We start from the raw sequence: 10,572 nt of genomic DNA on the forward strand, positions 1-10,572 counted from the left end.
TTGTAGAAATCTATATATTTTTACATATAATCCAATTATTTATTTACAATATTGTACATTTTTTTAAAATATTTCTCATAAAAAAAGAAATACTCAAATTTTGAATATTTCTTTTAATGAGATACTTATTTCGTGCAGAATAACGTTGGATCTCTAATATCCTTTTATTGATTGAGTGCAAATTTGTTTCCTGAAATCCGAATTATCTTTCCCTTCATTTCAAGAAATGTAAGAATGCTTAACAAAAGAGGGGTTTCCAATCCTGTTTCTCCTTCAATTTCATAAACAGTCTTGTTTCCTGACAAAAGGATTTTGATGACTTTTATTTCGTCACTGCTTAAAGATGTTAAGTCTATGCTGTTCCTTTTTGATAATTTTTCCTTAAGCTGTGGAATTTCTTCCACGATATCTTCTATTGAAGTTGTAATCTTGGCTCCGTCCCTTATAAGAGCATTTGTTCCCTTGCTGTAGATGCTGTCAATGTTGCCGGGAACTGCAAATATTTCTCTCCCCTGGTCTGCCGCATGTCCTGCTGTAATTAGTGTTCCGCTTCTTTCCTGTGCTTCAATCACCAGTATTCCATGAGATAATCCGCTTATTATGCGGTTTCTGTCATGAAAGTTGTTAGGCATGGGCTGCATACCGAAAGAATATTCCGTAATAACAGCACCGTCTTGTGCAGCTATTTCATTGTACAGTTGCTCATTGATTTTAGGATACACAACATCTATTCCACAGCCAATTACACCTATTGTTTTTGTACTGCACTTCAGTGCTGTTTTGTGTGCTACAGAATCAATTCCTGCAGCAAGACCGCTTACTATATTAACTCCAAGTTCAGAAAGTTCCCTGGTGAATTTTTCTGCAGCCCATTTTCCATAACTTGTTGCCTTTCTGGAACCTACAACTGAAATTGATAGATTGTCTATGTTTTTTATGCTTCCCCTGCAATACAAAATGTAAGGCGGCAATGCTATTTCCTTAAGCAGCAAAGGGTAATCATCATCAAAAATGGCCACGGCAAATGCATTATGTTTATTTAATTTTTTAAGCATGTTTTCTTCAAAGCTGTCTTTCGTTCTTGAAAGTTCTCTTATGATTTCTTCCTTTAGCTGCAGATTCTTTTTCTCACACTCAAAATTATCCCACAGATATGTTGTGTTTCCTTCAAAATAGTTAAGTAATTTTTCTATTTTTCCGTTTGATATTCCTCTGGCAGAATTTAGCCAGCCAATGGTTTTTTGATTTATGTTCAAGCTGTCCATTATTACCTCCAGTACTTCCTGTCAAGGTTTCTATACTGAATTGCTTCTGCCACATGGATGGTTTTTATATTCTCACAGCCTTCCAAATCAGCAATTGTTCTTGCTACCTTCAATATTTTGTTGTATGCCCTGGCGCTTAAACCAAGTGTTTCAAAGGCACTTTTTAGAAGGTTTTCTGATTCACTGTTTGTTTTGCAGTATTTTGAAATATATCTTCCTGAAAGCTCAGAATTTGTTATGATACCAAGTTCCTTATATCTTTCCTTTTGAATATTGCGTGCATTTATTATTCTTTTTTTGATTTCAGCAGAAGATTCCTCTTCATTTGTATTTTTCAAATCTTCATATTTTACCGGAGAAACTTCAACCTGTATGTCAATGCGGTTTAACAAGGGGCCAGAAATTTTCCCAAGGTATTTATCTATCTGACCCTGGGTGCAGGTGCATTCATGAGTTGAGTCGCCCAGGTACCCGCAGCAGCACGGATTCATGGCGGCTACAAGCATAAATTTAGCAGGAAATGTAAAGGAGCCGTTGGCCCTTGATATGGAAATTTTCCCGTCTTCCATGGGCTGTCTTAAAACTTCCAGCACATTTTTAGGAAACTCTGGGATTTCATCGAGAAACAAGACGCCGTAGTGAGCCAGAGATACTTCTCCAGGGCTTGGCTTTGAACCTCCTCCAGCCATTGCAACTCGTGAGGAGGTGTGATGAGGTGAACGGAAAGGTCTTTTCCTTATGAGACCTTTGCCTGACAACAAACCGGATATGCTGTATATTTTTGTAACTTCCAGGGACTCTTCAAATGTTAAATCAGGAAGTATGGTTGGAATTCTTCTTGCTATCATAGTCTTGCCTGAGCCCGGTGATCCAAGGAGCAGCACGTTGTGCATTCCTGCAGCAGCGATTTCTACAGCTCTTTTCATGGCAGGCTGTCCCTTAATTTCTGAAAAATCTTCATTGAAAACTTCATACTGATGTAATTTTTCATAATCTTTTTTAAATGGAGCTATTTCAATTTCTTTGTTAAGATATTCAACCAATCTGATTAAATTATTGACTGGCACTACTTCTATTCCTTCTAGGGCGCCGCATTCTTCCTTGTTGTCTTCAGGAATTATTATTCTTTCAAAATTATTATTCCTCATGGATATTACCATGGGCAGTGCCCCTTCAACAGCGGTAATTTTGCCGTCCAGGGACAATTCTCCTATAATTATTGTCTTATTACCGATTTTTTCCTTTATAACTTTGCTGGCTGCAAGAATTCCCACAGCAATAGGAAGGTCGATCTGGCTTCCTTCCTTTTTCAAATTTGCAGGAGCTAGATTAACGGTAATCCTGCTTACAGGAAAGCTGTATCCGCTGTTCTTCACTGCTGAGCGAACTCTTTCCTTCGATTCCTTAATTGAAATATCAGGAAGTCCCACAATGCTAAAATTCGGGAGTCCTCCTGATAAATCTGTTTCAACATCAATTTCATATCCTTCAAGTCCATACAAAACACAGGTCTTAATTTTCGAAAGCATAATTACCTCCAATATTTTACCAATCGAATTATGCAATTTACTCTTCATAATAGTATATTTATCTTAAGACTATTTTACCTGGAAATGCTTCTTTTCTTAAAACATTCCATACTTTATCGATGTATTTTCTCGTGTAAGACTGCTCTATAATATGATACCAGTATGAAGATTTCGGTGTTAGTTCATAGAAATCTTTGTTTTTAACCAAGAGATTTAATTTTTCAGCCAGTAAAAGTTCAAAGCCGAACATCTTATCAATGGATTCTCCAATGATTCTTTCAAATTTCTGAATATCAATTTTTAAGGAGTAAGCGCTCCAGAACAAATAATATACTGCTCTTTGCCTTTTTGTGAAATACAGAGTCAATGAAGATGGAAGAATGCTGTTGTTTATTCTTTTTATGTACTCAGAAATTGAAAATGTGTTTATTTTAAATGTATTTTTTAAAAGAGTTGCTGCTGACACACCAAAACCAATAAAATTATCTCTCGTAACTGAAGAATAGCGTTTTGTTCCTTTCTTTGCAAATGTCCAAACAGAAGTTCTTTCTATGTTAATTTTGCTGCAGTATTCTGTAAGCTTTTTAAGCATCCTTTTTTTTGTTTTTTCCGGCATTGCCTTATAGTCATTGTCTGTAAAAGTAAAATCTATAAAAGGATATGTTGAAACTTGAGTGGCTCCGTTATCAAATGCAACCGTAATATCTTTCAGCAAAATTTTGTCCGTCTGACCTGGAATAGCAAAGATCAAGTCAACATCAACAACATCAAATTCATAACTTTTGATGAGATTCAGCTTTTCTTCAAAAAGATCATTTTTTCTTCCCAGCCTTTGCAGACACTTTTCATCAAAAGACTGAAGTCCTATACTCACCATATTAATACCAATATTCTTTAATTTATCAAGTGTTGATTCTTTAATATCTTCCGGATGAAGTTCAACGCCTATGCCGCCTTCAATGATGAAATAATTTTTAAGCTTGTCAATAATTTCTTTCATATCATCTATCATGAGTGCAGGAGTACCTCCTCCAAAGTACAGGCTTGCAGCATTCTTTTTCTCCTTAAGATTTCTGCACACAATGTCTATTTCCTTAAGAAGTGCTTTTTTGTACGATTCAGCCTTATGTTTGTCATATACTTCCTTGAAATAGGGACAGAACCTACAGACACTCCTGCAAAATGGAATATGAACGTACAATCCCAGATCTTCAAGAGATTCAAATTTAAGTTTATTCTCGTTTCTCCCCGTAAAAACAAAGGGCTTTAATGAGCGGGTCAGAACAACCCTTAACATTGATGTTATAAGCATAAACACCTCCTGAAACAAACTGATTGCTGTACATCTATATCTTTAATCATTCTGTAATTTAATTTATTTTTTCTTTTTTGCTAAATGTTTTTAGCACATTCAATGACCTTAAAGTTATCCATTTCATTACCTTATGTTTTTACCTTTTATACCCTTTTTAATATGCTGTTAAACTTTTAATATTTTTTATGTTTTAAACAAATACTAATTTAAATACTATTGAAAGGAATTAATATTATGAATAAAGTTCATTACAACGTTGACAGACTGCAAAACACTGAAATGAAGACACAAATAAAAAATGCCCTCAGCGAAATTCCAGGTGTTAAAATGATAAATATTGATATTGGAAGAGGATCCATAGAGGTTGGATATGGAGATCTTACAGAAGAAAGCATAATAAGGCAGCGAATTGAGCAAACAGGCTGCAAAATAGAATAAAAGACCCTTGAAGGGTCTTATACTTTATTTTCTTAACTTAAGCTGTATATTTTTATCTTTTGCCTTCTTTTCAAAGAGAAAAACAGCTTTTTTTGTTTTCTGTTCATCTTGAACATCAAGATTTTTTATTGAAAGTAAGACTTCTCTTAAATCTTCAATTTCAAGCAAGTTAACTGCTGTGCAGAAAAAGTTTTTTCTTCTTCCGTCATTGAAATTTTCCATGAGATATTGAAATACTTTTATTTTTTCATTTAAAATTTCTATATATTTTTCAATGCCCGCACTTTCTGCTTTCTTGAAATCCAAAAGAACATTTTTATAAGTGATGAAAGAATCTTTGTTGCTTTCTTCCCTGTATTTTTCGCATGGAAAAGAAGTGCACTGGAAACAATATTCTACATTGTCATGACTTTTGCTGCATGTGATGACAGAACATGTGGGATGCTTTAAATGGAACTCTTCGCCTCCGCATCCGGGACATTTTGAATGTCCGTCTGTGTGGTATCTTGGGCACAAGCCGCAATTAAGACCACATAAAGAAAAAATCGGATATTGTCTTTTATATTCTTTCATATGTTCACCTATTCCTATTCATCTTGTTACTTTGTCACGGACAAAACACCAGATGACTTTTCTATAATGTGTGAATTGAAAAATTCTTCTGAAGCTTTAATTAAATACAATGTGTCTTTTATACCGGCAGTTTCGTAGGATGAATGCATGGAAAGCTGTGCAAGACCTATATCAACCATGTTTATGCTAACTTTTGATGATGCAATGTTTCCAAGTGTACTTCCTCCTGCAACATCAGAGCGATTAGTGTAATTTTGATATGGTACATCTGCTCTTTTGCAGAATTCCTTAAACAAAGCTGAGCTTACTGCGTCTGTGGTATACTTTTGGTTTGCATTGTGTTTTATTACAATTCCTTCGTTCATGTACACTCGGTTAGTGGGATCACTTAATTCAGGATGATTTGGATGAACTGCATGTGCATTGTCAGCTGAAATCAAAAATGAAGAAGCAAGGGCACAAAGATATTCTTCACTGGATTTACCCAGATTGTCATTTATTCTTTTAAGAACATCCTCCAAAAATGTTGATGCTGCTCCTTGTTTAGTTCCACTGCCAACTTCTTCATTGTCAAAGCAGCAATAAACGTTGACTGACTTTGTGTTGCTGCCTCTTAAAAATCCCTTCAGTGTTGCATATGCACACTGAAGATTGTCAAGCTTTTGTGATGACATGAACTCGTCTTTTTCTCCCCATACAGTGGGCTCTGTCCTGTTGTAAAGGAATAAGTCTGTGCTGATGATATTTTCCTTTTGTACCCCTGCACAGCTGCTAACTAAATCCATGAAGCTGTCTTTTCCTTCTGCACATATTCCGTACAGCGGCAGCAGGTCAACCTGCTCGTTGTACTTCATGCCTGAGTTGATTTCCTTGTTCATATGTATGGCAACATTAGGTATCAAAACAAGGTTCTTGTCTATATTTACCAGTACTGTTTCAAAGTTTTCTCCGTTTTTTGCAATAATTCTTCCTGCAACAGAAAGAGGCCTGTCAAGCCAAGTGGAATAAATCATTCCGCCGTATTTTTCAGTATTTAGCTGGACATATTTTTTACTTGCTTCAATTTTATAATTGTCCTTAATCTTAAAACTTGGAGAATCACAGTGTGAAGCAACTATGTTGAAGCTGTAGTCATCTAAATTTTCTCCGACTTTAATAGCTATTATCGATGAATGATTTCTGGTAACAAAATAATTGCTTCCTTTTTGAATGTTCCATTTTTTTCCTTCTGTCAGTTCTTCAAATCCTTCTGACTTAAGTTCTGTCTTCAATGCATCAACTGCATGAAAAACACTCGGAGATTTTTTTATAAATTCAATTAAATCCTTAGATGCTTTTATGTACATTTTTCACTCCTTCTTATTTCTGTCTTTTTATGCTTATTTCTATGTCTCCATTTTCAGGGCAGCCGTTAAGTTCCTTTGTAACTGCTTCGATTGAATTTATCAAAATTTTCTGCACAAATGGAACCATTGCTATCTCTTGTCCGTTTACTTTTAATATTATTTGATCGCTCATATAATACTCCTTATCATGATATTTATTATATATATTATCTTATATTTTCAGTATTTTTTCAATGACTAAAAATTAAACTAGTTTAATATAATGAAAATATAAACTTTAACAATATCTTTTTCTTATCATATTATATCTTAAATACATAAAATTAAGAGGTGACTTTTTTTCATGGATTATTATAAATATAATAATAGATATATCACTCCAAAACCGTATACTGCTAAAAATATGATGGTAAAAACTTTAGAAACACCATCACAGCCTCCATCAGAAACTCCTGAGAGTGCGGAAACTGGAACATTGACTGTCAGAGTCTTTACAGCACTTGGAGCGCTTCCGGTTGAAAACGCATCTGTTATGGTATATAGGACAATGGAAGGAGGTGAAGTGCAGTCATATTCTCAGCAAACAACAGATTCAAGCGGAAGAGTTCCGGATATTTTACTGCCTGTAATACGTGATCCCATGGATACCTCACAATATTATTATACCACGTACAACATGAGAGTTTTAGCTGAAAATTATTATACTGTGAACGTTTTAAATTTCCGAATTTTCCCCGGCATAAAAACCGATTATAAAGTTGACATGGTTCCGGTAGTTGCCGGCGAAACAGGAGCACCTGAGCAAACATACATAATTCCCCCAAGCCCAATTGACAGATTTAATGAATAAAGGCGGAATATATGTTGATTATCATAGGAAAAGTTAATGAAATTATATTTGCAGAAAAAAAGCAGACTTAGTCTGCTTTTTTCTGCAATAAGCTATATTATTTATGTCCTGCTGATTTTCCATATTACTCCTGTATTTGGAACGTAAAGATTTGGATTCATGGGGACAGCCACATTATAATCAAGCACATACATGGCTCCGTCCGGTCCGAAGACAACATCCATGGGTCTTTCAAATCCGCCGCCTCCCGTAAATGAAGCTCCGAGTCCTGTTCTGTTAATGGCAAATGTACTCACATTGCCGTCGTTCATGTCAATCCTGACAATTCTTCTGCCTACTCCAGGAAGAGGATACCCTCCTGTTGTTACTGGATATATGCTTCCTGACAGTGCAACATAAGCATCTCCATATGGTCCGAATTCCTGAGTGTAGTCAAAGTCAAAACCTCTAACTCCTGCATGGGGTTCAATGGTTGCAAAGGGTTTGGGAGGAATCATAGGATGCCTTGACATTAAAAATTCAGGCTGAGGACCTACGTCAGGTCTGAACTGAGGCAATGTGACAGGAAGGCCTACACAAAAATCAGGAAATCCATACCATGACCCTTGATTTATGAGTAAAAATCCATCAGGACAATCTTTTATGGGTCTGCTTCCCCTCACGTCGTATGTGAGATTGGTAGCATACAATCTGTTAAACCGGTCAAATTTTACTCTGTACGGCTGTGTCACACCCCATGCATAAACCTCAAGATTCGAACCGTCAAGTTCTGCCCTGTATATACAGCTTGTGGGCCTTAAGTTTCCCAGCACAACAGAATCAGGTCTGTTTGGTGTTCCAAAAGGACGAAATGCACCTGTGAATGCGTAATCCGTTGGAGAATAAGAAAAAAAGTTGTATGACACAAAATTTTGTCCAACCAGTTCAATGTCTTCTGCCGGGAAATCATGAAAATATGGATGAAATGCAGTCCAGCTGTTGTCAGGCCCCACAACTCCCGAATTTGTGGCTGAGCCCTGACCAAAATACATTTTTCCATCAGAACCAAACACTACCTGGCTGTTTGTATAGTCACCAAGACTTGGGAGACCTGTTATTAAATTATATCTTGTTCCATCTTGTCTTAATAACGTTATAACTCCCTTGTGAGAGACATATTTATCCCCATTCAGTACATTAACTCCTGAAAGAGGAACATTGAAGCCTTCAGCTACAACCTCATAGCTGCCGTTTCTAATACGCATTACTCTTGCGTTACCATCTACTTCCCCTGATTCTCCAATTATTATGCTGCCGTCTTCATCAAAAACCATGCTTACCGGTGAATTCAAACCCTGAGCAAATACCTCCACTGTGTATCCCGGCAACACATATATATCTAAAGGATTTAGGTTCCTGGAATTAAAACTAGATTCGTTAGTGCTCATTTCAACCTCCATTTTATTGTTTATATAATATATTCCAGGTTTCTGATTCACGTTACTGAATGTTTATGATACAAACAGAAAACAAAAAAGCTGCTAGCGCAGCTAGGTAAATATTATCTTTTTATCAGAATTTCTATATTTCCGTTTTCTGAAAAACCGTTTATTTCTCCGGCAACCGCCTCAACAGAATTCTTAAGAATTTTCTGCACAAAAGGAACCATGGTTATCTCTTTTCCATTAATTTTCAGAATTACCTTCTGTTCACTTAAAACACAATCATACCTACTTTTTTCTCCTTTTAATATCAATGAGCTTAATTCCTTGCAAGTATGTCCACACTTCATGCAACATTCATCTTTCATGTCAGGTAGGCGGTCAAACACCTTTTCTTCTATTAAGTCTACTAATTTTTCTATTTCCGAAATAGAATTTATTGCAGGAATTTCATTGTATTCGCTTAAATCTCCTGAAATCACACCTGAAATTGCAAATGTTGTTTCACTGATTCTGTCTTCAATCCCCTGAACATCGTGAGCTGTAACTATAGTAGGCACCCATGTACCTCTTACTCCCTCCAATATTACATAATCGTGAGAGTAAAAATCAAGAATTTCATTTAAATTCAATTTTCTTTGGAACAATACGTCAGTTTCATTAGCACCTCTTGCTGTAATAAGTGTGGAGCCAGCATTCTTATGCCTGTGTGTATTTGTCCCGTCAACATCCATTTTAAAATTGTGAGAATGAATTTCTTTTACCGTTCCCACTGAATAATTTCTTTTAATAAGTTCCTTGATTATGTTTTCTATTGTTGTTGTCTTTCCAGACTTTGATATTCCTATTATTGAAAATACCTTCATTTTTCACTCCTATAAGATTTAGCATTATTCATACATTTCATATTATCCTATATTTTCAGAATTTTCACAATCCATATTTGCAATAAAAAAAAGCAGTTGCACACAACTGCCGATAAATTTTTTAAAACGGTGCAAAACCCTGTTCAGCCCACCAGTCTTCCTTCAATATACCATATTGTTCACTAAACTGCAGAAGATGTACTTTTTCCCATCCTGATAATATGCCGAACAAATCCTTACTTGCTTGAGATTGTACTTTTACTTTAGCTTTTTCATAAAAATCAATTGAACTCTGCTCCATCTGCATTCCTATTCCAAAAACAGACATTGCAACAGAAGTGTCTTTTTTATCTACCTTATCCCACCTATAAATTTCCGGTGATGGAATAACTACACCTGAGCCTAAAATATCTTCTATTTTTATTTCTCCGCCGCCACTTAACTGAGTCCACAATTTTCTTAAGTACTCAGCATGCTTCAATTCTTCGTTTGCAAGTTCTTTAAAAGCTTCCCTTGTTCCGTCCGATGATGCTCTTTCGCTTGCCATTTTGTAAAATTCATATCCTTCAACTTCATTCAACGCTGCCTGTGAAATAATTGCTAATTCTTCTTTGTACATATTCCCTCCAAAAATCGTTATATAATGATTATACCACTCACTATTTTTTTTAAACATCATTTTAAACTTTTTCTATTCACAATAAAAAAACGGCCTTAATTAGGCCATTTTTTTGTTACAATGAAGCTAATACTTCTTTTACAAATTCAACATTTGTGTTTGTTTCTTCTGCAAGGAAATCTATGTCAGCATCATTAGGTGTTGCATTGTATGTTGCTACTGCATTTTTTATCAGTGATTTTCTCATGTGCGTTAAATCTGCATCTTCTGCTTTTATCATTGATGGATGTTCTGGCAGTATTATGTTTGTTCCAGGTACTTCTTCTTTTGGATTCCCAAATTTTATTTCA

11 protein-coding genes and 1 pseudogene are annotated in these 10,572 nt (G+C 35.6%); 2 read left to right on the forward strand and 10 right to left on the reverse strand.

Annotated features, from left to right (window positions below; genetic code table 11):
* Positions 1-164 precede the first annotated feature (164 nt).
* Genes dprA through BN358_RS05415 form a run of 3 tightly spaced genes read right to left on the reverse strand, consistent with a single transcriptional unit; the run spans position 165 to position 4,106 of the window.
* A complete protein-coding gene (gene dprA, locus BN358_RS05405) occupies positions 165-1,265 on the reverse strand; it encodes a DNA-processing protein DprA (RefSeq protein ID WP_019226957.1) in 1,101 nt (366 codons plus the stop codon).
* A 2-nt stretch (positions 1,266-1,267) separates the two neighbouring features.
* Positions 1,268-2,794, reverse strand: a complete 1,527-nt coding sequence (locus BN358_RS05410; protein ID WP_019226956.1) for a YifB family Mg chelatase-like AAA ATPase — start codon at positions 2,792-2,794, stop codon at positions 1,268-1,270.
* Between the two features lie 58 nt (positions 2,795-2,852).
* Complete coding sequence (locus tag BN358_RS05415; protein WP_019226955.1) at positions 2,853-4,106, reverse strand: radical SAM protein; 1,254 nt, start codon at positions 4,104-4,106, stop codon at positions 2,853-2,855.
* A 237-nt stretch (positions 4,107-4,343) separates the two neighbouring features.
* On the opposite strand from BN358_RS05415, the gene BN358_RS05420 reads away from it, so the two are divergent.
* Entirely contained in the window at positions 4,344-4,547 is a 204-nt protein-coding gene (locus BN358_RS05420) for a heavy-metal-associated domain-containing protein (RefSeq protein ID WP_019226954.1), read from the forward strand.
* A gap of 24 nt (positions 4,548-4,571) precedes the next feature.
* Here the strand turns inward: BN358_RS05420 and BN358_RS05425 are convergent, their stop codons facing one another.
* From BN358_RS05425 to BN358_RS25980, 3 genes are read right to left on the reverse strand one after another with little or no spacing between them, the layout of a single operon-like run.
* Positions 4,572-5,120: a DUF3795 domain-containing protein gene (locus tag BN358_RS05425; RefSeq protein ID WP_019226953.1), complete on the reverse strand. Its 549-nt coding sequence runs from the start codon at positions 5,118-5,120 to the stop codon at positions 4,572-4,574.
* A 26-nt stretch (positions 5,121-5,146) separates the two neighbouring features.
* Positions 5,147-6,466 (reverse strand): M18 family aminopeptidase, encoded by a 1,320-nt coding sequence (locus tag BN358_RS05430; protein ID WP_019226952.1) that lies wholly within the window; start codon positions 6,464-6,466, stop codon positions 5,147-5,149.
* Between the two features lie 13 nt (positions 6,467-6,479).
* A complete protein-coding gene (locus BN358_RS25980; RefSeq protein WP_019226951.1) occupies positions 6,480-6,638 on the reverse strand; it encodes a hypothetical protein in 159 nt (52 codons plus the stop codon).
* Between the two features lie 171 nt (positions 6,639-6,809).
* On the opposite strand from BN358_RS25980, the gene BN358_RS05435 reads away from it, so the two are divergent.
* Complete coding sequence (locus BN358_RS05435) at positions 6,810-7,316, forward strand: hypothetical protein (protein ID WP_019226950.1); 507 nt, start codon at positions 6,810-6,812, stop codon at positions 7,314-7,316.
* A 101-nt stretch (positions 7,317-7,417) separates the two neighbouring features.
* Here the strand turns inward: BN358_RS05435 and BN358_RS05440 are convergent, their stop codons facing one another.
* The 4 genes and pseudogenes from BN358_RS05440 to BN358_RS25985 all read right to left on the reverse strand — a co-directional run.
* The gene (locus BN358_RS05440) at positions 7,418-8,743 is read right to left on the reverse strand and encodes a sorbosone dehydrogenase family protein (protein WP_019226949.1); all 1,326 of its coding nucleotides are present in this window, start codon (positions 8,741-8,743) and stop codon (positions 7,418-7,420) included.
* Between the two features lie 113 nt (positions 8,744-8,856).
* Positions 8,857-9,603, reverse strand: a complete 747-nt coding sequence (gene mobB, locus BN358_RS05445; protein WP_019226948.1) for a molybdopterin-guanine dinucleotide biosynthesis protein B — start codon at positions 9,601-9,603, stop codon at positions 8,857-8,859.
* 121 nt (positions 9,604-9,724) lie between these two features.
* Complete coding sequence (locus BN358_RS05450) at positions 9,725-10,222, reverse strand: ferritin family protein (protein WP_019226947.1); 498 nt, start codon at positions 10,220-10,222, stop codon at positions 9,725-9,727.
* Between the two features lie 115 nt (positions 10,223-10,337).
* A pseudogene (locus BN358_RS25985) lies at positions 10,338-10,572 on the reverse strand (PLP-dependent lyase/thiolase); the annotation flags it as partial.

Origin of the sequence: Sedimentibacter sp. B4 (assembly GCF_000309315.1) — a bacterium.
In the GTDB taxonomy this organism is placed as follows: Bacteria; Bacillota; Clostridia; order Tissierellales; family Sedimentibacteraceae; genus Sedimentibacter; species Sedimentibacter saalensis.

What these genes read in the sequence shown, in the direction of transcription:
- BN358_RS05425 (WP_019226953.1), bottom strand. Translation starts at nt 5,120, where the DNA reads ATGAAAGAATATAAAAGACAATATCCGATTTTTTCTTTATGTGGTCTT.
- mobB (WP_019226948.1), bottom strand. Translation starts at nt 9,603, where the DNA reads ATGAAGGTATTTTCAATAATAGGAATATCAAAGTCTGGAAAGACAACA.
- BN358_RS05410 (WP_019226956.1), bottom strand. Translation starts at nt 2,794, where the DNA reads ATGCTTTCGAAAATTAAGACCTGTGTTTTGTATGGACTTGAAGGATAT.
- BN358_RS05430 (WP_019226952.1), bottom strand. Translation starts at nt 6,466, where the DNA reads ATGTACATAAAAGCATCTAAGGATTTAATTGAATTTATAAAAAAATCT.
- BN358_RS05420 (WP_019226954.1), top strand. Translation starts at nt 4,344, where the DNA reads ATGAATAAAGTTCATTACAACGTTGACAGACTGCAAAACACTGAAATG.
- BN358_RS05440 (WP_019226949.1), bottom strand. Translation starts at nt 8,743, where the DNA reads ATGAGCACTAACGAATCTAGTTTTAATTCCAGGAACCTAAATCCTTTA.
- BN358_RS05415 (WP_019226955.1), bottom strand. Translation starts at nt 4,106, where the DNA reads ATGCTTATAACATCAATGTTAAGGGTTGTTCTGACCCGCTCATTAAAG.
- BN358_RS25980 (WP_019226951.1), bottom strand. Translation starts at nt 6,638, where the DNA reads ATGAGCGATCAAATAATATTAAAAGTAAACGGACAAGAGATAGCAATG.
- dprA (WP_019226957.1), bottom strand. Translation starts at nt 1,265, where the DNA reads ATGGACAGCTTGAACATAAATCAAAAAACCATTGGCTGGCTAAATTCT.
- BN358_RS05450 (WP_019226947.1), bottom strand. Translation starts at nt 10,222, where the DNA reads ATGTACAAAGAAGAATTAGCAATTATTTCACAGGCAGCGTTGAATGAA.
- BN358_RS05435 (WP_019226950.1), top strand. Translation starts at nt 6,810, where the DNA reads ATGGATTATTATAAATATAATAATAGATATATCACTCCAAAACCGTAT.